This is a genomic window from Ruegeria sp. BB1, from assembly GCF_056539465.1.
Genome location: NZ_JBQFVB010000001.1, coordinates 793,849 through 818,305 on the forward strand (window position 1 = coordinate 793,849; position 24,457 = coordinate 818,305).

A 24,457-nucleotide genomic window follows, 5' to 3' on the forward strand; every position below is an offset into this window, starting at 1 on the left:
TACTAGACGGTGCAGCCGCCATCAGGCCGTTGATCCAAATCCGTTCGGGTACACACGATTGACGCCACCCGCTGCCCGTTTTAGCAAGGTCGGAAAAAAGGACGGCGGACAATGATCTACAGCTCGGCAAAAGATTGGCGCAACGCGGCGCGAAAAAAGGTGCTGTTCTTTGGCATGTCGGGCCTGGGCAAAACCTATGTGTCGAACGTGCTGCGCGACTCGGGCGATTGGTTCCACTATTCGATCGATTACCGCATCGGTACCCGGTACATGGGTGAATACATCGCCGACAATGCCAAAGCCGAGGCGATGAAAGTCCCCTTTCTGCGCGAACTGCTGTTGTCGGATTCGATCTTTATCGGCTCGAATATCTCGTTCGAGAACCTGACGCCTGTCGCCGCCTATTTGGGTAAGCCCGGAAATCCGGCGCTAGGTGGTTTGGAACTGCCCGAATACAAACGCAGGCAGGAACAATTCCGGCAGGCGGAGATTCACGCGCTTCTGGATACCGAGTATTTCATCGACCGGGCACAACGTCTGTACGAATACCCGCATTTTATCTGCGACACCGGCGGGTCGATCTGCGAATGGGTAGACCCGGAAAATTCTACAGATCACGTGTTGTCCGAACTGTCTCGCCAAACCTTGATGATTTGGATTCAAGGGGATGAAGATCACACGGCAGAGCTGATCAGCCGCTTTGATAAAGCGCCCAAACCGATGTCTTATCAGCCCGAATTTCTGGTCCGTGTTTGGGAAGACTATCTGACCCAGTATAACTGCCGATCCGAGGATGTAGACCCCGACGCGTTCATCCGCTGGACTTACGCGCAGGCGCTGGCGCATCGGCAACCCCGCTATCAGGCGATGGCGGACAATTGGGGTGTAACAGTCACCGCTGATGACATGCACAAGGTCCGTGATGCCACTGATTTCGATGAGTTGATCGAACGCACCCTTGAGACCCGCGCAAACCGGGCTTAATTACCGCCTCTACACTGTAACTCCAAAGGCTTGTACCTGATGCCGATCAAGATCCCCTCTGACCTGCCCGCATTTGAAGTTCTCACCCAAGAGGGCGTATCGGTCATGGCCGAGGATCAGGCAATGCGTCAAGACATTCGCCCCCTGCGGATCGGGTTACTGAATCTGATGCCCAAGAAGATTCAGACTGAAAATCAGTTTGCCCGCCTGATCGGGGCGACTCCGTTGCAGATCGATTTGTCGCTGATCCGGATGACGGAACACCGCACCAAGAACACCGCGGCCGAGCATATGGCCGAATTCTATCGCCCTTTTCAGGAGGTGAAGGACGAGAAATTTGACGGGCTGATCATCACCGGTGCCCCGATTGAGCATTTGGAATTCGACAACGTCACCTATTGGGACGAAATGCGCGAAGTGTTCGAATGGACGCAGACCAATGTGCATTCTACCTTTGGTGTGTGCTGGGGTGGAATGGCGATGATCAATCACTTCCATGGCGTCAAGAAACATATGTTGGACGCTAAGGCGTTTGGTTGTTTCCGGCATGCGAACCTTAATCCGGCCTCGCCGTTCCTGCGCGGATTCTCGGATGATTGCGTGATTCCGGTCAGCCGCTGGACGGAAATGAAACAAAATGAGATTGACGCCGCTAACGGTTTGGTAACTCTGCTGGGCAGCGACGATGTCGGTCCCTGTCTGGTCGAAGATCGGAACCATCGTGCCATCTATATCTTCAACCATTTCGAATATGACAGCGATACGTTGAAACAAGAATACGACCGCGATGTTGCCAACGGCACGCCGATCAACGTGCCCATGAATTACTATCCGGACGACGATCCAAGCCAGACACCACAGAACAGATGGCGCAGCCATGCGCATTTGCTCTATGGCAACTGGATCAGCGAGATTTATGGGACAACGCCCTATGATATCAATCGGATCGGTGTCGATCAGACCGATCTGAGGGCCTGATCCGGTGATGCGCGTCGGCCTCATAGCTTTGACTTTGCTGGTCTTGCTGTGGGCCCTCGCACTCTGGCGCGCTGGTCGGAATGAAGCCCGTGCCGAAGCCGCCTTTCCCCCCGAAGGTCAAATCGTCGAAGTCAATGGCATCCCAGTGCATGCGGTGGTGATGGGTGAAGGCCCGGATGTTGTGCTGATCCATGGGTCCAGCGGCAACACGCGCGACATGACCTTTGCCCTGGCTCCTATCCTGGCGGAAAACTACCGTGTGATTGTGTTTGACCGACCGGGTCTGGGGTATAGCGCCAGCTTCAATCCGGACGGTGAGACCATTGAGGAGCAAGCGGAAATCCTGCAAAAGGCTGCCGCGCAACTAGGTGCGGAAAAGCCCATCGTCGCAGGGCAAAGCTATGGCGGATCCGTCTCACTTGCTTGGGCTGTTACGCGGCCAGGCAATATCTCGGGGCTGGTCCTGATCGCAGCTGCCGCCATCCCGTGGGAGACACCTCTGGACGGATTCAACACATTGGCGGCGACACCCACCGGCAATGTCACCGCCCTGCCCCTGATCACTGCCTTTGTGCCCGAATGGTACGTTGAAAAAGCTTTGGACAAGGTGTTCGCACCGCAGACCGCACCCGAAGGATATGCCGACCATTTCGGCCCCGGACTAACCATGCGCCGGGCTTCGATGCATGCAAATGCCAAGCAGCGCGCCAATTTGCTGGAAGAAGTCCGCGCCCTACAACCGCGATACGGCGAGATCGACGTGCCGACCGAGATCGTCCATGGTACCGCCGATGATACCGTTGGGTTGGGCTGGCATTCACATCGACTGATCGAACAAATCCCCGGCGCGGAACTGATTGAACTGCCTGGAATTGGGCACATGCCACAGGTCGTTGCTGCACCAGAAGTTGCTGCCGCCATCGACCGTGCCGCACAACGAGCGGGTTTGCGTTAGACCCGTCGCTAATCCATAGTAGGATATGGATTTTATGGCGAGGTAACACATGGCCCGTTCCGAAAAAGGCTCCATCGAAAAGTACTTTAAGAATGACGCCCCGAAAGAGGTGCGTTCGGCCATCGAAAAGTCCGAAAAAGGCGACATCCTGAACCCCACCTACCCTTACGACGAACGAATGAAGCGTAAGGAATACGAAAAACAGATGGAAAAGCTTCAGATCGAACTGGTCAAGATGCAGTCCTGGCTCAAGGAAACTGACCATCGCATTTTGCTTATTTTCGAAGGTCGGGACGCCGCTGGCAAAGGGGGCACGATCAAGCGGTTCCGCGAAAACCTGAACCCACGCGGCGCACGCAATGTTGCGCTAAGCAAACCCTCGGACACTGAGCGCAGTCAGTGGTATTTTCAACGCTATATCGCACATCTGCCTGCCGCTGGTGAGATCGTGTTCTTTGACCGCAGCTGGTATAACCGCGGTGTTGTTGAAAACGTCTTTGGCTTTTGCACAGCAGAAGAACGTGAACGGTTTTTCCGACAGGTCCTGCCGTTGGAAACCGGTTTGGTGAATGACGGGATCAAACTGTTTAAATTCTGGCTCAATGTCGGACGAGCAGAACAGCTCAACCGTTTTTTGGCGCGTGAAACCGACCCACTGAAGCAGTGGAAACTCAGCCCGATTGATATCGCGGGTCTGAACAAATGGGATGAATACAGCCAGTCGATCGAAGAAACCCTGACGCGCAGCCACACGGAACACTGCCCCTGGACCATCGTGCGATCCGACGACAAGAAACGCGCGCGGCTGGCGGCCATTCGTACGGTTCTGCACGCGCTGGACTATGACGAAAAGGACGAAGACGCCATAGGCGCGAATGACCCCGATATCTGTGGCGGGCCAGAGATTTGGGATGCGTGACAGGTGGTGGACGAATGTCTTTTCGCGAATTATGTCATGAATTCTATAACTTGAAAAAGGGCACCTGAAGCAGGAATGACAAAACGCGGGTATCACCACGGGAACCTGAAACAGGCTTTGATCGAGGCTGCCCTGTCTCTGATCGAAGAAAAAGGTCCGACCGGCTTTACCCTGTCCGAAGCTGCGAAAACCGCCGGCGTCACCCCCGCTGCGGTTTACCGGCATTTCCACGGGCGCGAAGACCTGATCGCCGAAGCCGCCCGGCAAGGGTTCGAGATGTTCTCGGATCTGATGCAATACGCCTATGACAAGGGCCAGCCCTCGGCGCTCGCCGCGTTCGAGGCGACAGGCCGTGCCTATCTGGCATTTGCCCGCAAACATCCTGGCCACTACATCGCGATGTTCGAAAGCGGGATTTCGATCAATCGAACGCCTGAACTATCCTTGGCCGCAAACCGTGCCAAAGCAGTACTGGAGAAAGCGGCGGCTGATCTGTCGCAACACATTCCACCGGAAAAGCGCCCGCCCGCATCCATGTTCAGCGCCCATATCTGGGCCATGAGCCACGGCGTTGTTGAACTTTACGCCCGCAACACTGGCGCCAGTTCCCCATTTTCACCCGAAGACTTGCTGGAATCCGGCATCGGCATTTATTTGCGGGGTTTGGGGTTGGTGCCGCAGGACGACTGACAATCAGAACCTGCTCAGCGGCTGTGGTGCGCTGAGGCCAGAGGTGACGTTAATCAACTCCATTTCCCCCATGCCTTTGATATCCACGCGCCCGATATCCGCGACCTGGAACTCATCAATCAAGGCAAATTTCATCTCTTCTGGGGCGACGATATGCATTGGGTTTGCAAAGACTTGCAGGCGCGAAGCAATGTTCACAGCCGGACCGAACACGTCATAGACGTATTTCTGTATCCCAACGACAGAGCCCACCGCAGCCCCCATGCCCAAGCCGATCCGGGCCTGCCATTTATGGGGGTGACTTTCATTGCGCCGCTCCAGATACCGCAGGAAGCGAACGGCGCAATGTGCCACGGCCGTGGCATGATCCGGTGTCGCGTCAGGCATTCCAGACACCGCCAGATAGGCGTCACCGATGGTCTTGATCCGCTCGCATCCGAATTGTTCGACGATACGGTCGAACGCAGTGAAGATGTCGTTCAACTCGCTTAACGTGACGGTTGGATCGGTCTTGGCGGCGAAATCGGTAAAGCCCACGAAATCCAGCATCACCACCGACACCTGATCATATAGCTGAGGCGTGACGACACCGAAGGTCTTGAACTCTTCGTACACTGCCCGCGGCATAAGGTTCAGCAGCAACCGCTCGACACGCTCTTTCTCACGCTCCAATTCGCGCGTGTTGCGTTCGACCATCGTCGAGTAGCTATCGATCATGCTTTCCAGCTCGCGGATGCGAGTAATGTTCTGGCATTCCACAACCAAAACCTGTTCAGACAAGCCATTCGCAAGCGATACAGCCGTTGCAAAAATCAGCGTTCTGCGTTTCGGCTTGATCTGCAATTCAACGGTGTATCGAAGCCCCGATTGCTTGACGTCCTCCAATTCACGCTGATCCAAAGATGGGAGCAAATCCAGCAGAGTCTGTCCTTCGGTCGGAACCCCAAACCATTCGGCAAACGGCCCATTGTGAAACACAAAACTCAGGTCTGAGGCACGCACAACAGCCACGCCAACTCCGATCGCCCGTAGCAACTGTTCGTTTATCGCTGAAATACTCATGCGGCGTCACGGGTTACAATAATTGCGCGTTTGGATTCAATGGCGTTCAAGGCGATCTTGATGTGACCGTCTTCCATACCGTGCATAGAAAGGGCCTCGGCAAATAGTTCGGCCATCTCATCAAAATCCGCATGAGAGATATTCAGGTGTCGATGAACCGCCTCAATCCTGTCATCGCTAAAGGAAGCAGGACCACCAACCAGAGAAGACACGAACTTGGTCTGGTGATCGATCAGGCGCGGCATGTCGATGTCTTCGAAATGACCACCGATCTGATCGGAGTCCAATGCCATTTCATAGAACGTCATAACGATCCGACTGATCGTTTTGAATCCGCCGTATCTTTCATAGATTGTCTGACTCACACCGCACACCCAAGCTTCAACCACAAAAACACTGAAAGCTTATATCAAACTGACAGTTTTGTTAACGCTTATGCGAGGGTTACCAGATCAATGGTCACGAACGCCCTTTGGGCGGCCTATGTAACTAGTTAGACGTTCAGGTCTTCGGCGCAGGGAATAAAGCCCGCAAACCCACCCTGTGCCAACAACCTGTCCTGCCCGCCTGCGCGCCAATACAGTTTGCGCCGCGCGGCTTGCAGCTCGCGGCGTAAACGGAACCCCAATGGCCCCTTGTCCAACCCGCTGTTGGTTTTCTGATCCTGCGACCGCTCGCTAACCTTGACGGGTTCGGCAGTCTGTTCCTGCTGCTTGGACCACATCATCTGCACCCCCACCGCCGGAAAACACTGACACATGCGCCAGTCGGGACGTGGGAGCGAGATAAAGTCGTCCAGATGGTCCGAATACTCCTCAGACCAGGACAGCAGTTTGCGACAAGCCGCTTGCGTCAGAATGTAGGCAGCAGAACTGGGCGCCATTTCCAACATTGGGCGAACTGGAACGTCTGCAATCGACTCAAGCGGCCCGAACCGCATGGAACGTGGCGAATAATCCAGCTTGATCAGATCAAAACCCGCATCATCCGCCAGCAAAGCCGCGATGACGGCCCCGGCCTGAGCCGACATTTCAACGTCATCCTCAAAAATCGCAACCTTGCTCAGGTTCTGATCCACAGCAACCCGCCAAACGGCGCGGTGGCTTTCAAAGCAGGCGATTTCGCTTTGTGTAAGCCCCCATCGGGTACCGGTGCCGGGAACGTAGCAATTGTCATCCAGTGCGCCGGGTTGCTGACCGTCCACTGCGCTGAACCGCTGTGCGCCACGCAATCCTGTGTCGGCGAACTGACCTTCCATGAACTCGGCTCGCTCGGGCACCCGATCCAGGTTAATAAAATAGGCAGCAACTCCCGATGGCAGTTCGTAATGTCCCACGGCGCATCCTTTCAAACACTGTCGTCAGATACACACCGCTGAGCCGGACAATCAACCCCACCAGGGCATGACCACGCTGACCCTTGCCGTCAACGTGAGGCAGGAAAGGCAGATCGCCCTTCCTGCCGATCCGATCAGGTGCTGATCGTGTTATGTTCGGGGCCATAGGGGAAGCCGGTGATGTTTTCGGCACCAGAATCCTCGACCACAAGGATGTCATGCTCGCGATACCCGCCTGCGCCTTTCTGGCCTTCGGGGATCCACAGCATCGGTTCAATGGATACGACCATACCGGGCTCCAGCACAGTGTCGATGTCTTCGCGCAGCTCAAGCCCAGCCTCGCGACCGTAATAGTGGCTGAGAATGCCGAAGGAATGACCATAGCCGAACGAGCGGTATTGCAGCAAACCTTCGTCAGCGAAGAACCGGTTGATCTCTTCACAGATTCCAGAGCAGGTCGCGCCGGGTTTGATCAGGCTCAGGCCCAACTCATGCGCAGCGACATTCGCCTTCCAGATGCGCAGGCTTTCGGCGTCGGGTTCACCCAGAAACAAGGTGCGTTCCAGCGCAGTGTAATAGCCCGAGATCATCGGGAACGTGTTCAGCGACAGGATATCGCCCTTTTGCAGCGCCCGTTTTGTGACCGGGTTATGCGCCCCATCGGTATTCAGACCGGACTGGAACCAAACCCACGTGTCGCGATATTCTGCATCTGGATAGGCGCGCGCAATCTCAGCCTCCATCGCGTCGCGACCGGCCATGGCGATCTCAATCTCGGTCGCGCCTTCGCGGATCGCGGCGTGGATGGCCGCGCCACCGACATCAGCCGTACGCGCACCACCTTTGATCAGATCAATTTCTTCCGCGGATTTCACCATGCGCGCAGCCATCGTATCCGGTGCGATATCCACCAGTTCCGGCCCGCCCAACATGTCCAACGCCGTATCGCGCATTGCCAGTGTCATGTGATCGCCCTCGATGCCGATCCGTCCCGCAGGCCCAATCAGGCTGGCCACCGCACGCCAATAGTTGTTCCGTTGCCAATCGGTATAGATCACATTCTCTTCGACCGAGCGCCTCCAAGGCTGGCCAGCGTCAATATTCGCCGAAACCGTGGTGCAGCTTTCTTGGGTGACAACGCAGCCATACGGGCGTCCAAACGCGCAATACAAAAAGCCCGAGTAGTAGGCGATGTTGTGCATCGACGTCAGCAGCACCGCCGGGATATCACGTGCCGCCATCGTCGCACGCAGGCTGGCCAGACGTCGGTCATATTCTGCCTTGCTGAACGGGAGCGGCGCCTTGTCACCATTGTGGCTGGTGAAGAACTCGGGGCGATTGTTCAGGTCTTTCATCATCTCTCTCCTCAATGCCGGACAGGCAAAGCCCGGCCACAAGTCCCGGCGTTCAGGACAAGCGGCCTCGGGAACCGAGAGCCATGCACCCCGCGTCGCGTCACGACGCCATCGTGACCGAGGTGCATGGTGAAATCGCTAAATCAGCTTTCGAGTCGCGTCAAGCCGGGCTGAGACCTCGCAAGCGTTCAGACCGGCGCCGCAGCAGTTCGACCGTGGTCAGCAGCGCAATCGAGATCACAACAAGAATGGTCGCAACCGCCAGAATGGTCGGGCTGATCTGCTCGCGCAGGCCAGTGAACATCTGCCAGGGCAACGTTTTCTGACTGGCCGAACCGACGAACAGAACCACAACAACCTCATCAAACGACGTGATAAAGGCGAACAAGCCACCCGAGATTACGCCCGGCAAGATCAGCGGCATCTGGATTTTGAAGAAGGTCCGTACTGGCCCTGCCCCCATATTCGCCGCGGCCCGAGTCAGGGATCGGTCAAACCCGACCAACGTCGCCGTCACCGTAATGATAACGAACGGAATACCCAGAACCGCATGAGCCAGAACAACTTTGATGTATCCGACAAAGTTCTTGTCCATGCCCAATGTTCCCTCCATGAAACGACCGATGTCGCTGTAGAAAAAGAACATACCCGTGGCCGAAATGATCAGCGGCACAATCATGGGCGAGATCAGGATACCCATGATCGCCCGACGACCGGGCACGTGCGACTGGCTGAGACCAATGGCAGCAAGCGTCCCCAGTGAAACCGAAATGATGGTCGCGATTGGCGCGATAATCAGCGAGTTTTTGAAGCTGCGCTGCCATTCATTGTTGGTGAAGAAATCACGGTAATGCTTCAGCGAGTAGCCTTCGGGGTCCAAACGCAGCATCTCAGGCGTGAAGGTAAAGAAGTCCTGCGCGTTGAACGATAGCGGCAAAACCACAAGGATGGGCGTGATCAGGAACACGAAGATCGCGCCGCAGATAACCCGAAACAGGTAATGTCCAAACACCTGCTGGCCCGTCAAATAGGGCAGCAGCCTTTGCCGATAGCGCCCCTCGTACAGCCAGAAGATGAAGAAGGCAAAGAACCAACCGGCCAACAAGCCGACGATCAACCCCGTAAATCCGGCGAACAGAAAACCGATCACCCCCATCCCAAGAATGGTGATCCAGCGTGCGACACGTTCATTGTCCAGAACCGTGATATAGACCCAGGCCAGCGCCGCCATCAGCGCGGCACCTATCAGGATGCCCAGCAGGGCACTGCCCTGCCCGGCCCCGACGAACATGCCGAGGAAACCTCCGGCGGCGGCGACTGTGGGCAGAACCATCGACAACGGCTTGCGGGATATTGGTGTAAGTGCTGCCATGATATTTTATCCCAATTTCACGTTATCGATGCCCACGATCTTGTCGTAGCACCAGTACAGAAGCATGACGACCGCCAGCAGGATCGTCCCCAACGCCGCAGCCAGTCCCCAGTTCAGCGAGGACGAGATGTGATACGCAATCCGGTTCGAGATGAAGACACCCTTGGTGCCACCCACGATCTCGGGCGTGATGTAGTAGCCAATGGCCAGAATGAACACGAGGATCGAACCGGCCCCAATTCCCGGAATTGATTGTGGGAAGTAAATCCGCCAGAAAGTAGTCCAGTTGGTGGCCCCCATCGACTTGGCCGCACGGGTATAAGACGGCGGGATCGTCTGCATCACCGAATACATCGGCAGGATCATGAACGGCAGCAGGATATGCGTCATCGCGACGATCGTGCCGATCTGGTTGTTGATGATCACAAGTCGCGCATCATCTGCGACCAACCCAAGCCAAACCAGAGTTTCGTTAATGACACCTTGTTGTTGCAGCATCACTTTCCAAGCCGAAGTTCGCACCAGAAGCGATGTCCAGAAGGGCAACAGCACCAGGATCATTAGCATGTTTGAAACACGCATCGGCAAATTCGCCAACAGGTAGGAAACCGGATAGGCCAGCAGGATACAAGACCCAGTAATGATCAGGGACATGAACAGCGTACGGCCAAACAGCTTTACAAGTATCTGCTTGTCTTCCGGCTGCGCAGCAACTCCGTCGGGCGTCAGCCTTAAATCGACGGCGGCAAGAAAATAACCGGGGGTCACGTTTCGGGAATGGGTCTTGATCACACGCCAGTTTTCGACGTCCCCCCATCCTTTGTCCGCGTCAATAAGCTTTTCTTTGAACGGCGCATCCGCTTCAGGGTCCCATTTCCGGATTTTTCGACCGGATTTACGGAACAGGGACGAGATGCCCGGTTCTTCATAGTTCAACCGTGATCCCAACCGGGTGTGTTTCTTTTCAGCAACCGCAATGATCATGTCATTGACAAAGGCGTCATAGACGGCCTCGTCCGGCAGTTCGCCGCTTTTTTCATCCCAATTTTCCAACGCCACGACCGTCAGAGGCAGCGTTTTTTCCACGATACCGTTTTCCACCGAACGGAACAGCATCGACGCAATCGGAATTATGAACGAGAACAGAACGAACAGAAGAAGGGGCGCAATCAATAACAGAGCGCGCAGCTTTTGCCGTCTTAGTGAACGTGCCAGAGATTGCTTGAGCGGCGTTCCGTCCGCGGCCAGCATCGGTCCTGCGTTTTGGCTTGCGTCAGTCATCAGTGCCCCTTGGTTTTATGGGTCAAGGGGCAGCGTGCCGCCCCCTGACTGGTTTTTTGAACTTGAAAGGTTACTGCGACAGCCAAGCCTGGAAACGTGCGTCCAGATCATCGCGGTAGTCAGCCCACCATTCGTAGTTGTTCACAAAGGTGTTCTTCGCGTTACGCGGATCAGTCGGCATGTGCGGTGCCATGTCGATACCCAGATCGGCATGCTTATCGACCAGAGGCGCCGAGGACTTACGTGCCGGACCATACGAGATGTATTTTGCCTGATCCGCCAGACGCTGTGTATCGGACGAGAACCGGATGTAATCCAAGGCCCGTGCCTCACGCTCAGGGCTCAGACCAGCTGGGATCGCCCAGCCGTCCAGATCAAACATCTGCCAGTCCCAAGCCATGCCAACAGGCTGATTCTGCTCGACAATCATCGAGAACAGACGGCCATTATAGGTGGACCCCATAAAGATCTCGCCATCAGCCAAAAGCTGGACCGGCTCGGCGGCGGCCGACCACCAGATCGTCTGATCCTTGATCGTGTCCAGCTTGGCCAACGCACGTTCAACACCCTCTTCAGTTTCAAGCGTGTCGTATACGTCTTCGTAAGCTACGCCATCACAAAGCAGGGCCCATTCCATATTGGCGATTGGGCGTTTGTTGAGTGCGCGTTTGCCTGGATACTTCTCAAGGTCGAATACATCGCACGCTCCGGTCGGAGGCTCTACACCTTCTGGCACCATATCGGTGCGATAGCCGAAGGTTGTCGAGTATACGATCGTCGGAATATAGCAAGGTGAGACAAGTTGATCACCAAAGTCCTCAGACGCAGGTGTCCCATCGGGCGCAGGGGCCAAATGCACGTCCGGGTCGATTTCAATGATCAGACCTTCGTCGCAGGCACGAATATTGTCAGCGGCTTCAAGATCGACAACGTCCCACGTGACGTTGCCCGCTTCGTTCATAGCGCGCAGCTTAGCAACACCTTCGGGCGAGCTGTCATCATTCAGAATGGTAACACCAGTCTTTTCCGAATAGGGCTCGTGATACGCTTTCAACTGCGATTTGGAATACGCGCCGCCCCAGGAGACGATTGTCATCTCTTCGGCCATAGCGCCACCAGCAATTGCGGCAACCGCACTCGCCAATAGAGTGGTTTTGGTAACTTTCATTGTTAACTCCCTGTTATTCCCGTTAATTTTAGCTTTTCAGATCAGGTCACGGGGTGCCTGATCATCTGATATCCCGCGCGTCCGGGCAGAGCGCGCGGGTATTTCCTTGCTCAGGCGTCAAGCGCCCGGCAATCATGGGCCAGCCAGCCGATTTCAACCTCTTGGCCCGGCTGCAGTTTTACCGCATCCGGCGCGTTTCGGGTTTTGATGATGAAATCGTCGTTCCCCGCAACAGACAGGCGGAAGCGGAACACGTCACCCATATAGATGAATTCTTTGACCGTTGCCTTCAGCGTATGCGCATCGGCGTGCAGACGATCTTTGTTGAACTCGACCCGTTCGGGGCGGATGGAAACCTTGGTCCGATCTCCCGGGTTGTGGACGTTTACCGGTTTGGCGTCAATCTCAGACCCATCGTCCAAAGCCACCACGCATGAATCGCCGTCGATGGATTTAACAACGCCTTCCAACGTATTGTTTTCGCCAATAAACTGCGCAACGAAGCTATTTTCGGGCTCTTCGTACAGAAGATCGGGTGGGGCCAATTGCTGAATGCGCCCATCGTCAAACACTGCGACACGGTCCGACATCGTCAACGCTTCGGTCTGGTCGTGTGTCACATAGACCGTGGTGATCCCAAGCTCATGCGCCAGTCGGGTGATTTCAAACTGCATATGTTCGCGCAGCTGTTTGTCCAGCGCGCCCAGCGGTTCGTCCATCAGCACCAGTTCGGGTTCGAAGACCAGCGCCCGCGCCAAGGCGATACGCTGTTGCTGACCACCCGAAAGCTGCGCCGGGCGGCGGCTGCCAAAGGCCCCCATCTGAACCATATCCAGCGCGCGCTTGACCTTTTCCTCGCGCTGATCCTTGCCCATTTTCCGCACTTCCAAAGGAAAGGACAGGTTTTCGGCCACGGTCATGTGTGGAAACAGGGCATAGTTCTGGAACACCATCCCGATGCCACGTTTATGCGGGGGAATATTGTTGATCGGTTTCCCGTCCAACATGATCTCGCCATGTGTGGCGGTTTCAAACCCTGCCAACATCATCAGGCAAGTTGTCTTGCCAGACCCTGACGGGCCCAACATTGTCAGAAACTCACCTTTTGGTAACGAGAGGTTTAGATCTTTTACAACGAGTATTTCACCATCATAAGACTTTTGGACACGTTGAAACTCGACGAACGCAGCGTCATTGGACATATACCGACTTGGCTCCCTGTGCGGTCTGTTGGTTGCCCGGTTTATCCGGATCTCAAAGACCATTGGGGACATTTAAGGACATGCAGGGCGCGCCGCGCAACCAAAAATATATTTGAAGCACTACAATTTTGGATACGGTCACCCCTTCAATGATGCGAATTCAGTTCCCGCATGTGCCACGCAAGGCTTTGATTGCTGGACAAAACCGGCTTTCCTAGCCGCTCCTGAATCTCACGGATCGCATCAAAAGTTCTTAGATTTGTGCAGCTTAGAAAAATAGCTTCAACCGAAGAATCAGCACCAAGCTTGAGCGCTGCATCAACCACAGAGCGCCGCGAAATGCGCACAACTTTCGATTCTTCAGCCTCTCCGAACGAGCCGAAAACATCCATTGAAACCCCATTTTCGGCGAATGCCCGACGTAATGGTTCGTTCACATCTTGTATATATGGCGACAGCAGCGCGAATTTTGAGACTCCCAAATGCGCCGCGCAGGCCGATGCGGCACGCAAAGGGTTGGTGACCACAGCAGTATTGCAGGTCTCTTGCACCATACGCTCGACCTGTTCGGATCCGATGACGGAACTGGCGGATGTGCATCCATATCCAACCACCTTGTAGGGGCGAATTTTCGGCAGCAAATCCGCCGCTGCGGGCAAAGCCTTTTCCATTTGCGCCAAGGTATCAGTCGTAACCTCTGTCCCACTTGGAATACGCGAGACATAGATCGGATAGGTTCGATCGGCGAAATAGGCATTGAACTCTGGCTCAATGGTCTCATCCGTTTGCAAAACGATCAGGCCCATTGGTGAGGCAGCTGGATCATCCGCATCCAACGTATAGGGAAGATAGCTCATATCTGGGGCAACTCCGGGCCGACTCTTGGGCTGATAAAGCGCGGTGCGCCTTGCGTGATGACGATATTTTCTTCGTGGACCAGTATTTTATCGCCCACGGCGATGCCTGGCTCTAATGTCAGGACCATCCCGGGTTCCAATACCGTGTGATCCGATGGGATCAGAGAAGGCCATTCCGTCAACGACATGCCAAGGCCATGTCCCAACCTCCCTGCACCGGTGTCTTCGCTGTTTCGGGACAAGATCGCGTTCATTGCGTGGAACAGATCAGCTGCAGTTGCGCCTTGGCGTGCCGCTTCAAACCCCGCATCTGATGCTTCGATCAACGTGGCATAAGCGTCGCGCACCTGCGCCGACGCCTGCCCGACCGACCAATTTCGGTCGTAATCGCAAAAATACCCGTCCCACACCAAACCCGTGTCCAGCATTAAAACATCCCCCGGCACCAATGCGGTTGGACGGGCTGGAGAAATCACATCGGCATACCCGCCCTGCTCGGCCCCGCCAGCCAGATACGGCACCCAATCCGCGCCTTCCTCAAGGCACAGCATCTGAAAACGGCGGAACACCTCGTCCAAAGCAACATCTTCAGCGGCGATCTCGGGCACGCGTTGAAAAGCCCTGCCCCCGATTGCGCAGGCGGTTTCGATCTTGGCGATCTCTGCCTCGGATTTCACCATCCGCAACGCACGGAGAATACCTCCGTCGCTGCCCAGACGACGGGAACCCAACCTTTCCTGCAACCTGTTAAGATCGGCCATAGGCATGCGAACATGGGTTTCGTGACCGTCCGGCAGACCGATTACCGCATCTGCAGGGCAGATTTCGCACAAAGCGTCGGCCAGCAGGCTAACACCATCGTCGGTCAAGTCCGGTGCACTCCAGGTGCGAATGTCTTCGATCCAGGTTGTCGCCATCAATGCCGACCCGATCGAGGGGATGACAGCGATCGGTTTGCCAGTTGCGGGCACGATCAGGTACCACGGACGTGTCGGGCTTTCCCAAAATCGGGTCAGGTATCCTGTAAAATAGCGAACCTCGGGTTCTGTGGTCAGCAACAGCGCCGACAGCCCCACTTGCGCCATCCGATGTTGCGCACGCTCGGTCCGCGACTGGAATTCGGACGCTTCAAAGCCCCTCATTCGGCAATCTCTGAAATAATGCACAGAACACGAGCATTTGGCTCGATGCCCAGACCCGCCCGCGCATCTGCATTCATCACGGCGGCAACCCCCGCCCCGCCCGAAGCCGTTGTAGCGATGCCAGCATCGGCCATTGCGGGAAGATGTTCAGTCACCTGCTCATCGGTTAGGGTCAGGAAACTGTCGGCATCCCTGGCCAATCCGTTCAAGGCAATCAGAGACGGTTCCTTGCAATCGAGACGCCCCATGACGCTGTCCGGACCATCGGCGAACACGCAGGCGCCAGCCTCAATACTGGCTTGCAAGGCCGGAGCTGCATCGGGTTCGACAACGATGATCTGAGGTTCTTGCCCCCAAGCCGTCCTCATATAGGCTGCGGCCGCTCCGGCCAAACCACCAACACCGGCCTGCAACATGATATGGGTCGGCACTTGCGGGCATTGGCGCACAGCTTCGGCGGCCATCTGCAGGTACCCCTCCATCAGAGTATGCGGCAGTTCGTAATACCCCTCCCACGAACTGTCCGACAGCAATATCCATCCGTTATCCCGCGCTGCTTTACTTGCAGCCTCCATGCTGGCGGCATAGTCCACGCCCTCGCGCACAACATCAGCACCCTGAGCGCGCAGGCGTTCGGCAAAACTTTCGGGTACGGTGTCTGCGATATAGACGACAGAATTGGCCCCGAAACGGCTCGCACCGGACGCGACGCTTAGGCCGTGATTGCCTGCGCTGGCGGTGACATAGGTCCGACCCGCCAGTGTCGAGGCGTCCGGGTTTTCCGCGATATCCGCCGCATGGCGCGCGATGACATAGGCCGCACCCAAGGCTTTGAACGACCCCAGATCCATCCGACCACGTTCATCCTTTGCCCACAGGTGTGCGACATCGGCCAACCCCTTCACTTCGGTCAGAGGCGTTTCTTTGTCCGACAGGCAGCGTGCGATCAATTCTGACGCGCGCGCGACATTGGTCGAAGGGTACGGCGCGGCCTCGATCAGTTTCTGGCCGCCGCGATGAGGGTTGGATGTGATTTTCAATTGAGCGTCTTTCCTGAGTTGCCCATTGACGTGATCGGATTCGTCAAGTTCTGTCAACAAAACTCGGTCACCACAGGAGCGTCCCATGGCCCATGCCAATCCGGCATTCAGCCCATCTGAGTATGATCGTCGGCTGGCAAAGACGCGTGCTGCCATGGCAGCAGCTGGTCTGGATGCGCTGTTCATTGAAGACCCGTCTAATATGACATGGCTGACGGGATATGAGGGTTGGTCATTCTACGTGCATCAGGGCGTATTGGTTCTGCATGACCGTGATCCGATTTGGTGGGGCCGCAATCAGGACGCCAACGGTGCCCGGCGCACGGTCTGGATGAAAGACGATCGGATTCGCGGGTACGCGGATCACTATGTGCAATCGACCGCCCGCCACCCGATGCAGGACCTTGCGGCTTTGATCCAGGACTGTGGACTGGCAGCGGGTCGGATCGGTGTCGAATTGGACAACTACTATTATTCGGCCAAGGCGCATCTGACCTTGATGGCCGAACTGCCGCAGGCCGAACTGGTCGACGCGAATGGGTTGGTGAACTGGCAACGCGCGGTGAAATCAGACGAGGAAATCACCCTGATGCGCAAGGCCGCGCGCATCTCGGAACATGTCACCGACGGCGTGATTGACCGGATTGAACCCGGATTGCGCAAGAACGAACTGGTCGCGCAGATTTATCACGATGCAATCTCGGGTGTGGGCGAAGACTGGGGGGATTACGCTGCCATCGTGCCCTTGCTGCCTTCGGGCAAGGATGCTGCCGCACCGCATCTGACATGGGATGGTGCGCCCTTCAAATCCGGCGAGTGCACGTTCTTTGAACTCTCTGGCTGTTACCGCCGCTACCACACGCCTTTCTGCCGGTCAGTTTTTCTGGGTCAACCGCCCGATTTTCTGTTGCGAGCCGAGGCGGCGCTGGTCGAGGGGCTTGAGGCTGGGCTGGACGCCGCCCGCGCGGGCAATCAGGCACGTGACATCGCGTTGGCCCTGGCCGCCCCGCTGGAGCGCGCCGGGATCGAACGCGGTGCGCGATGCGGCTATCCGGTTGGCCTCAGCTATCCGCCGGATTGGGGCGAGCGCACAATCTCTTTGCGCCCCGAGGATGAGACCGTTCTGGAACCCGGCATGACCTTCCACTTCATGCCCGGTCTTTGGATGGACGACTGGGGGCTTGAGATCACAGAGTCGATCCTGATCACCGAAACCGGAGCCGCGGAATGCTTTTGCAACCGGCCCCGAAAACTGTTCGTAAAGCCATGACCCTGCTAAGAACCACGGAAATCCTTGCCGATCTGATCGCCTTTGAAACGGTATCCGCTGACAGCAACCTTGAGATCATCCGCTATCTGACCGACCGCCTTGAGGCTTTGGGCGCGCGCTGTATCGAAACGCGGGATGCAACGGGCAAAAAGGCCAATGTCTTTGCCACGCTCGGGCCGGAAATGGCGGGTGGCATTTTGCTGTCAGGCCATACGGATGTGGTTCCGGTGGCCGATCAGGACTGGACAACGAACCCGTTTGAGATGACCGAAAGGGACGGCAAACTCTACGGTCGCGGCACCTGTGACATGAAAGGGTTTATCGCCGCCGCATTGGCCTTTGCCGAGACCTTGGACGTAAGCAAACTGACCCAACCGCTGCATTTCGCCTTTACCTATGACGAAGAAACCGGCTGTCTGGGCGCGCAGAACCTTGTCAGTGACCTATCCGAACGCGGCATCGTACCGGACATCGCCATCATCGGCGAACCAACCGAGATGCGCGTGATCGAAGGGCACAAGGGCTGCTTCGAATACACCACCAGTTTCGTTGGGCTTGAAGGGCATAGTTCGGCCCCTGATGACGGCGTCAATGCGGCTGAATACGCGGCGCGCTATATCGGCAAACTACTGGAGCTGCGTCATATCTTGAAATCGCGCGCGCCAAAGGGCAGCCCGTTTGAACCGCCCTGGACCACGGTCAATGTCGGGCGCATCTCGGGCGGTGTTGCCCATAATGTCATCGCCAGCAAAGCCGAGGTCGCGTGGGAAATGCGCCCCGTTCAATCCAGCGACGCCGAACTGGTCAGAAGCACCCTATCAGATTACGTCAAGCACAGCTTGTTGCCCGAAATGCAGGCCGTCCACCCCGACGCGAGCATCACGCAAGAAGCCGTGGCCGAGGTCGAAGGGCTTGAACCCATGGACGAAAACGCCGCGCGCGAATTGGTGGCCGAACTGACCGGCGCCAATGGCACTGGCGTCGTCGCCTTCGCCACCGAGGCCGGCCTGTTCCAACAACTGGGCGTACATGCCATTGTCTGCGGGCCGGGCTCGATCACCCAAGCGCACAAAGCGGACGAGTATGTCGAGATCGAGCAGCTTGATCTGTGCTGCCGAATGCTGAACCGCCTGGGCCGCCGCCTGATCGCTTAACCAGCTCCGTGTGTGCGGTTATAGGCCGAGCGCGCGGGTTGCACATGCGCGGCGCGCGCATCCTCGCCCGGATCATAGACCTCCATCACCAGCGGATAGCAGGCGGCAGCGTCCGAGGAATGCTCCGACGAACAATCCCCTCCGGGACAGGCCGAAAGACCGACGATCAAATCGATCTCGGCGTAGAACTCAAGATAGTCGCCGGGGCGCACCGGGCTTGCCTTCATGAAATACTGCCCGGTGTCTCGGGTGAACCCGGTACACATGAACACGTTCAGGACGTCATGCACCAGCATCTCGGCCTCGTGCAGCGGCAGGATGCAATGGCAGGCCAGCGCACGGGTCAGGTTGGAATGGCAGCAATAATGGTAATCGTCGCCGGACAACAACCGCCCCGTATAGGGATCGCAGCGCGTGCCGATTACGTCATGGACCGAACCGCCGAACGCGTCGAACCCGTACCAATCCAGCGTATCATCGACGACAGTCGCTATAGGGCGCATGTTGGGAAAGCTCGACCACATGCGATCCCCGGTCGACAGATGGGTGCCGTGCAGAGCGCGGGTTTTGCCGGAATAGAACCGCTCGGACAGGTCGTGCTTGTTCCACATGTTCAGGTCGCCGACCTGCGGCCCATCGACCGACAAGACACGAACAAACGCCCCGGCGGGCACGTCGATGCAGGCCGCATCACGTGGCGCTGCGATAGCCTCGGCCGTTTTGCTGGCTCCTTGCCGCAGTTTGGTCAACGCGGTCAGGTCCGGTTGCGTCAACGTCTCGGGCGGGTAGCAAATGACCGGTTGGATGGCCTTGCGGTCATCTGCATCCGTTGGTGCCGCAAAGTTCGGGTTTACCAGTTTCATCAACGCTCTCCCCATGCTTTTGCACAGGCTTAGCGCATAATGAACGGGTTCGCCATCGGCTCTTGCGCGGTGTTGATCCAGGTTGTTTTGGTTCTGATGTAATCCAATATTGCCTCAACCCCGGCCTCGCGCCCATAGCCCGATTGGTTGAACCCACCAAAGGGCGCAATCGGTGAGATCGCACGATACGTATTCACCCAGCAAATCCCTGCTCTGATCCGTTTCGACACCCGATGCGCCCGCGCGAGATTCTGCGTGAACACGCCTGACCCCAGCCCATAAGGTGTGCTGTTCGCCAGCGCGATCGCTTCATCCTCGGTATCAAACGGCAACAGAGACATCACTGGCCCGAACATTTCGACCTTTAGCGTTTCTGTATCAGCCGAGGCGCACTGAACCAGTGTTGGCTTCATGTAATTCCCCGGTCGATCCGCGATCTCGCCCCCAAAGCGGACCGTCGCGCCCTGCCCGCGCGCTTTGGCCAGCGTTTCCTCGATCCGTCGCACCTGTGTTGCAGTGCAGAGCGGCCCCACATGCGTTTCCGCCTGCAGTGGGTCACCCAGCCGGATGCCGCTGGCCTTTTGCTCAATCCGTTCGATCAGCGGTTCCAGAATGGATCGATGCACCAAACCTCGTGTTCCTGCTACGCAACTCTGCCCCGAGGCGCCAAAGTTCCCGGCGATCAGACCATTGGCCGCGCCATCCAGATCGGCATCTTCAAACACCAGAATAGGGGATTTGCCCCCCAGTTCCAACGAGGTGACAGCAAAGTTCTCGGCCGAGTTGCGCACCACATGCCGCGCAGTCTCTGGCCCACCCGTAAAGGCAATACGGTCAATATCCGGGTGGCGGGTCAGCGGAATGGCGCAGTTTTCAGCGTCACCTGTGATGACCGAGACGACACCGGGTGGAAACCCGGCCTGTTCAACCAACCGCGCAAACTCCAGCATCGGCGCAGGCGCAATTTCTGAGGCCTTCAGAATAACCGAGCACCCCGCCGCCAGTGCCGGACCCAATTTGGTCGCCGTCAGGAACATCTGCGCGTTCCATGGCACGATCGCAGCAACAACTCCGATAGGTTCGCGGGTCGTAAAGACGTGCATGTCGGGCTTGTCAATAGGCAGAACCGTTCCTTCGACCTTATCCGCCAGACCCGCGAAATAGCGGTAGTAGTCCGCTACATAACCCGTTTGTGCCGAAGTTTCCGCCAGCAGCTTGCCGCTATCGGTCGTCTCCAGTTCACCCAACTTAGTCGCATGTTCGGCCACCAGATCGGCCAGCCGGTACAACAGCTTGCCGCGTGCGGTCTGCGTCATATCCCGCCACGCCGGATCGTCCAAAACGCGTTTGGCAGCCGCAACTGCGCGATCGACATCCGCGGCCGAGGCACAAGCGAACGTGGCCCATCCCTGCCCCGTCGCTGGGTTTTCTGATGTCATGGCCTGTGCGTTTGACCCTTCGGACCATTTGCCATCAATGAACAGTTGAAAATGCGGAAGATTTCCCATGGTGGTCCTCACTGAAAAGCTGGCATAACGTCATCGATGAACCGCGCCAGAGAGGCGCGTTTACGTTCGTTGGTCATGCCGCTGTCGACCCAGAACGAAAACTCATCATATCCCAGATCCTCGTACCGTTTGATCCGGTCAATCACCTGCTGCGTGGTTCCTACGGTCAGATCGCGGCCCAGCTTTTCGGTGGTATACATCGGGTTGGCGTCCATTTCGGCCTGCGTGATCGGTTCGATCAAGCCCTGCTGGATTGGTCGTTTATTCAGGAACCACGCACCGAAATAGTTATAGTAGCGCCGCAAATCCTGAATGCCCTGCGCCACGTCATCGTCATCCTTGCCGACATAAGTGTGATGCAGCAACATAATCTTGGGTCGCGGTCCTGCATAGCTATCGCAGGCATCGTTGAACCGACCCATCAGTGTTTCGATCTCCTCCATCCCCTGCCACAGCGGCGTGACCTGAATGTTGAATCCGTTATGGACGCCAAATTCGTGGCTGTTCGGGTCTCGAGCGGCGATCCATATAGGCGGGCCACCATCCTGCAACGGTTTCGGGGCCGAAGTCGTGGCCGGGAAGGTGTAGAACTCACCATCATGCGCGCAGTCCCCTCGCCAAATTTGCGGCAATAGTGGCGTAGACTCTCGCATCCTTTGGCCGGCTTCCCAAGCGTCCATCTCGGGCATCAGACGCTCGTATTCAAAGGAATAGGCCCCGCGTGCAATGCCCAATTCGATCCGACCCTTGGTGATCTGATCTGCCGCTGCGGCCTCACCGGCCAGCTTGATCGGATGCCAAAATGGCGCGACCACCGTACCCGTGCCAAGGCGCACATTCTTCGTATGATGCGCCAGATCGACCAGAGACAGGAACGGATTCGGCGCAATGGTGAATTCCATGCCATGATGCTCGCCCGTCCAAACCGCGCGCATGCCGCCCTCATCGGCCATTTTCACCAGACTAACGAACTCGTCATACAGAACGTCATGCGGCTGATCCGGCGTCAGGCGTTCCATATGGGCAAACAGCGAAAACTCCATCAATCGGCTCCTTTAGCGAAAACTGTGAATGTCGCCGCGTTCGGCGTCGCCCAGATACAAGGCGAAATCCCCGGTCTGAACCTCGCGTGCAAAGCGGGTCATCATGTGGTGAATGCCTTGGGTGGCGAAGGTCAGGTTGGGCAGGTTCGCAACCGGTACCCACTGGGCATTCGTAGATGCGCAGGGCTGATCTGCTGACGCCAGGAAAAACGTATATTGCAGCTTGGTCTCGGCGTCATTGAACGACGAATAGACCTGTTCGATCCGCGCATGGATACCGCGTTCCGACAACCCCTGCGCCAGCCTGTTCCGTTGACCACCAGTCTCAGCCCCCGAGACTTGAACCGGGCGAAACGCAGCGCCATGGCGTTCCAGAAGCACTTGGTCGCCAGCAGTAATAATCGCACCGCAAACCGTTGGGACTTTGGCGTCCATCTCGGCCTCAAGACCCAGGCTGAAATACGATCCGCCCACATAGCCCAATCCGTCGCCCGCAACGTGTGAGAATTCAAGCACACGGCCCATCAGGATGGTATGATCGCCTGCCGGAATGGCCTGATGGGTTTCGCAACAAAACTGCGCCACCGCTCCGTCAATCAGCGGCAAGTTATGCTCGCCGTTATGATGGGGAACTTTCGCGAACCGGTCGCCTTTATACCCTGCAAAAGTGTTCGAAACCTCTTGCTGACCTTCAGCCAGAATGTTGACGGCGAAATGACGGCAATCGGTGAACACTTCATAGCTGGACAGGAACTTGCCTGGGCACACCAGCAGCAGCGGCGGGTCTAGAGACACCGAGGAAAACGAGTTTGCCGTGAATCCAACCGGCACGCCATTTTCATCGCGGGTGGTCACCACTGTCACGCCGGTCATGAAGCTGCCAAAGGCATCGCGCAGGGCGCGTGGGTCCAACGTGGTCATGTCAGGCACTCCTGAACAAAGGGCAACAGCGTGGCGTTGACCTGCGCCGCATGGGTCATCGGCATCATGTGTGCTGCACCGGGGATGATCTCTGCCCGCCCCTTTGGTGCAAGGCTGGCCATCTGTAGCGACATAACGGGGGTCGAGTTCGGCTCATCCGCGCCGGTCACAAACATGGCCGGACATGTAACCGCAGCCAACTGCGCTTCGGTCGGGCCGTCGCTTTCGGCAAAGACCGTATAGGCCGCCTTATAGGCGCGTGGATCGACCTCTTGCAGCCATCGCGCGCAGGCGTCGCGTTCCGTTAATGCACTCTCTGCAAACCACCGGCGCAGAGTGACCGAGGCGTCGTTCGGCTGCTGCGCATCAAGCGCATGAGCCCGCGACAAAACCGCTTGTCGCGCCGCGTCAGAGCGCTTGTAGATGGCGTTCAGGGCCGCAACCCCTTTGACATTTCGATTGTCCGAGGCCGCTATTTGCGTCGCAATCAGCGCACCCATCGAATGCCCGATCAGCACCGCAGGCTCGTTCAACAACGCGGCAATCGGCGCGGCGAAGCTATTCAGTCCACTTGACGCGGTAAATGGCGTTTCCCCGTGACCCAGCATGTCCGGGCAAACCACGCGATACCCAGCAGAAACCAAAGGCTCGATCTGCCCGCCCCATGCTTCGGCCCGCAGACCGACGCCGTGCAACAGCACGACCAGAGGCCCCTCGCCCACGTCAATCGCGGCCAGATCATCGAACTTAGACCGAGGCCGGGTTGTCCACGTCATGACCCAAATCCTTCAAGTCCTGATAACGATCCCCGATCCGGTGGTGCGGACGCCCCGTCGTCGCCCCGCCCAGCACAATTACAACCTCATCAGCGCGCGGTGCGTCGGGAATGGCGAATTGCAGCGTCAGATAATGCGACCGGCGACCGGCATCGTTCTTGTCCATCAGCGGCACCATGATCGGTGCGTTGGCTGGCCCTCGGGTATTGGTGAAAGACAGGTAGGATTTCGCTCCAACCGCCTGCCGGAAATGATTACCGAAATGCAGCGTGTGGATCAGGCCCGAGGCATGCTCGACCTCTCCGTCCAGCCCGACAACAGCGGCCTTACCATAGGCTTCGATTGCATCGCCGCTGCCAGCCAACGCAATCATTCGTCCGGTCAGTTCCTCACCTAAAACAGGGGCAAAGCGCAGAATCTCAGGCCTCAGGTCCTCGACATAACGTCCGGCCCACGGGTTGGTGACCACAGCCGCCACCGCGAACATCCGCCATGGGCGGTCTGCCTTGCGAAACCCTTCAACCAGAACCTCTTCGTCGTAGGTCACGATTTTTCGAATATTTGGCTGCACAAACGCCCCC

At 57.0% G+C, this 24,457-nt stretch carries 24 protein-coding genes; 7 read left to right on the top strand and 17 right to left on the bottom strand.

The window, feature by feature from the left end; genetic code table 11:
- Nucleotides 1-111: 111 nt before the first annotated feature.
- The 5 genes from ACR0AL_RS04030 to ACR0AL_RS04050 all read left to right on the top strand — a co-directional run bounded on the left by ACR0AL_RS04030 (nt 112) and on the right by ACR0AL_RS04050 (nt 4,526).
- Nucleotides 112-984 (top strand): ATPase, encoded by an 873-nt coding sequence (locus ACR0AL_RS04030; RefSeq protein ID WP_480662035.1) that lies wholly within the window; start codon nt 112-114, stop codon nt 982-984.
- A gap of 39 nt (nt 985-1,023) precedes the next feature.
- Nucleotides 1,024-1,962, top strand: coding sequence for a homoserine O-acetyltransferase MetA (gene metA, locus ACR0AL_RS04035; RefSeq protein ID WP_170375071.1), 939 nt, complete (start codon nt 1,024-1,026; stop codon nt 1,960-1,962).
- 7 nt (nt 1,963-1,969) lie between these two features.
- Nucleotides 1,970-2,917 (top strand): alpha/beta fold hydrolase, encoded by a 948-nt coding sequence (locus ACR0AL_RS04040; protein ID WP_480662037.1) that lies wholly within the window; start codon nt 1,970-1,972, stop codon nt 2,915-2,917.
- A 49-nt stretch (nt 2,918-2,966) separates the two neighbouring features.
- Nucleotides 2,967-3,836, top strand: coding sequence for a polyphosphate kinase 2 (ppk2, locus tag ACR0AL_RS04045; RefSeq protein ID WP_170348519.1), 870 nt, complete (start codon nt 2,967-2,969; stop codon nt 3,834-3,836).
- 75 nt (nt 3,837-3,911) lie between these two features.
- Nucleotides 3,912-4,526, top strand: coding sequence for a TetR/AcrR family transcriptional regulator (locus ACR0AL_RS04050; protein WP_170348518.1), 615 nt, complete (start codon nt 3,912-3,914; stop codon nt 4,524-4,526).
- Nucleotides 4,527-4,529: 3 nt separating this feature from the next.
- On the opposite strand, the gene ACR0AL_RS04055 is transcribed toward ACR0AL_RS04050, so the two are convergent.
- From ACR0AL_RS04055 to ACR0AL_RS04105, 11 genes are all read right to left on the bottom strand, one after another.
- Nucleotides 4,530-5,588 (bottom strand): adenylate/guanylate cyclase domain-containing protein, encoded by a 1,059-nt coding sequence (locus ACR0AL_RS04055; RefSeq protein WP_170348517.1) that lies wholly within the window; start codon nt 5,586-5,588, stop codon nt 4,530-4,532.
- The gene (locus tag ACR0AL_RS04060; RefSeq protein WP_170348516.1) at nt 5,585-5,953 is read right to left on the bottom strand and encodes a group I truncated hemoglobin; all 369 of its coding nucleotides are present in this window, start codon (nt 5,951-5,953) and stop codon (nt 5,585-5,587) included. Before ACR0AL_RS04060 ends, ACR0AL_RS04055 begins: the two co-directional genes overlap by 4 nt.
- Before the next feature lie 128 nt (nt 5,954-6,081).
- The gene (locus tag ACR0AL_RS04065; RefSeq protein WP_480646491.1) at nt 6,082-6,924 is read right to left on the bottom strand and encodes a glycosyltransferase family 25 protein; all 843 of its coding nucleotides are present in this window, start codon (nt 6,922-6,924) and stop codon (nt 6,082-6,084) included.
- Nucleotides 6,925-7,058: 134 nt separating this feature from the next.
- Nucleotides 7,059-8,279: an aminopeptidase P family protein gene (locus ACR0AL_RS04070; RefSeq protein ID WP_480646489.1), complete on the bottom strand. Its 1,221-nt coding sequence runs from the start codon at nt 8,277-8,279 to the stop codon at nt 7,059-7,061.
- 160 nt (nt 8,280-8,439) lie between these two features.
- Nucleotides 8,440-9,651 (bottom strand): ABC transporter permease, encoded by a 1,212-nt coding sequence (locus tag ACR0AL_RS04075; protein WP_170358184.1) that lies wholly within the window; start codon nt 9,649-9,651, stop codon nt 8,440-8,442.
- Nucleotides 9,652-9,657: 6 nt separating this feature from the next.
- On the bottom strand, nt 9,658-10,932 hold the full coding sequence (locus tag ACR0AL_RS04080; RefSeq protein WP_170358182.1) for an ABC transporter permease: 1,275 nt from the start codon (nt 10,930-10,932) through the stop codon (nt 9,658-9,660).
- 70 nt (nt 10,933-11,002) lie between these two features.
- Complete coding sequence (locus tag ACR0AL_RS04085) at nt 11,003-12,100, bottom strand: ABC transporter substrate-binding protein (RefSeq protein ID WP_170348511.1); 1,098 nt, start codon at nt 12,098-12,100, stop codon at nt 11,003-11,005.
- Nucleotides 12,101-12,210: 110 nt separating this feature from the next.
- Nucleotides 12,211-13,302 carry an ABC transporter ATP-binding protein gene (locus ACR0AL_RS04090; protein ID WP_170348510.1) on the bottom strand — a complete coding sequence of 364 codons (1,092 nt, stop codon included), beginning with the start codon at nt 13,300-13,302 and terminating at the stop codon, nt 12,211-12,213.
- Between the two features lie 146 nt (nt 13,303-13,448).
- On the bottom strand, nt 13,449-14,159 hold the full coding sequence (locus tag ACR0AL_RS04095; RefSeq protein ID WP_170513693.1) for a maleate cis-trans isomerase family protein: 711 nt from the start codon (nt 14,157-14,159) through the stop codon (nt 13,449-13,451).
- A complete protein-coding gene (locus ACR0AL_RS04100; RefSeq protein ID WP_480662040.1) occupies nt 14,156-15,301 on the bottom strand; it encodes a M24 family metallopeptidase in 1,146 nt (381 codons plus the stop codon). Before ACR0AL_RS04100 ends, ACR0AL_RS04095 begins: the two co-directional genes overlap by 4 nt.
- Nucleotides 15,298-16,341: a pyridoxal-phosphate dependent enzyme gene (locus tag ACR0AL_RS04105; RefSeq protein ID WP_170349389.1), complete on the bottom strand. Its 1,044-nt coding sequence runs from the start codon at nt 16,339-16,341 to the stop codon at nt 15,298-15,300. The genes ACR0AL_RS04100 and ACR0AL_RS04105 overlap by 4 nt, the downstream gene beginning before the upstream one ends.
- A gap of 85 nt (nt 16,342-16,426) precedes the next feature.
- Between ACR0AL_RS04105 and ACR0AL_RS04110 the strand changes: the two genes are divergently transcribed.
- Both ACR0AL_RS04110 and argE read left to right on the top strand, forming a co-directional pair.
- Nucleotides 16,427-17,611 (top strand): M24 family metallopeptidase, encoded by a 1,185-nt coding sequence (locus ACR0AL_RS04110; RefSeq protein ID WP_170348507.1) that lies wholly within the window; start codon nt 16,427-16,429, stop codon nt 17,609-17,611.
- Nucleotides 17,569-18,765, top strand: a complete 1,197-nt coding sequence (argE, locus tag ACR0AL_RS04115; protein WP_438826479.1) for an acetylornithine deacetylase — start codon at nt 17,569-17,571, stop codon at nt 18,763-18,765. Before ACR0AL_RS04110 ends, argE begins: the two co-directional genes overlap by 43 nt.
- On the opposite strand, the gene ACR0AL_RS04120 is transcribed toward argE, so the two are convergent.
- From ACR0AL_RS04120 to ACR0AL_RS04145, 6 genes are read right to left on the bottom strand one after another with little or no spacing between them, the layout of a single operon-like run.
- The gene (locus ACR0AL_RS04120; protein ID WP_480662042.1) at nt 18,762-19,628 is read right to left on the bottom strand and encodes an urea carboxylase-associated family protein; all 867 of its coding nucleotides are present in this window, start codon (nt 19,626-19,628) and stop codon (nt 18,762-18,764) included. The genes argE and ACR0AL_RS04120 overlap by 4 nt on opposite strands.
- A gap of 29 nt (nt 19,629-19,657) precedes the next feature.
- Nucleotides 19,658-21,136 carry an aldehyde dehydrogenase gene (locus tag ACR0AL_RS04125; protein ID WP_480662044.1) on the bottom strand — a complete coding sequence of 493 codons (1,479 nt, stop codon included), beginning with the start codon at nt 21,134-21,136 and terminating at the stop codon, nt 19,658-19,660.
- A gap of 8 nt (nt 21,137-21,144) precedes the next feature.
- Nucleotides 21,145-22,179 carry an LLM class flavin-dependent oxidoreductase gene (locus tag ACR0AL_RS04130; protein WP_170358165.1) on the bottom strand — a complete coding sequence of 345 codons (1,035 nt, stop codon included), beginning with the start codon at nt 22,177-22,179 and terminating at the stop codon, nt 21,145-21,147.
- Nucleotides 22,180-22,191: 12 nt separating this feature from the next.
- Nucleotides 22,192-23,100 (bottom strand): flavin reductase family protein, encoded by a 909-nt coding sequence (locus tag ACR0AL_RS04135; RefSeq protein WP_480662046.1) that lies wholly within the window; start codon nt 23,098-23,100, stop codon nt 22,192-22,194.
- The gene (locus ACR0AL_RS04140; RefSeq protein WP_480643729.1) at nt 23,097-23,876 is read right to left on the bottom strand and encodes an alpha/beta fold hydrolase; all 780 of its coding nucleotides are present in this window, start codon (nt 23,874-23,876) and stop codon (nt 23,097-23,099) included. The genes ACR0AL_RS04135 and ACR0AL_RS04140 overlap by 4 nt, the downstream gene beginning before the upstream one ends.
- A complete protein-coding gene (locus ACR0AL_RS04145; RefSeq protein ID WP_170505080.1) occupies nt 23,848-24,447 on the bottom strand; it encodes an amino acid synthesis family protein in 600 nt (199 codons plus the stop codon). Before ACR0AL_RS04145 ends, ACR0AL_RS04140 begins: the two co-directional genes overlap by 29 nt.
- Nucleotides 24,448-24,457 lie beyond the last annotated feature (10 nt).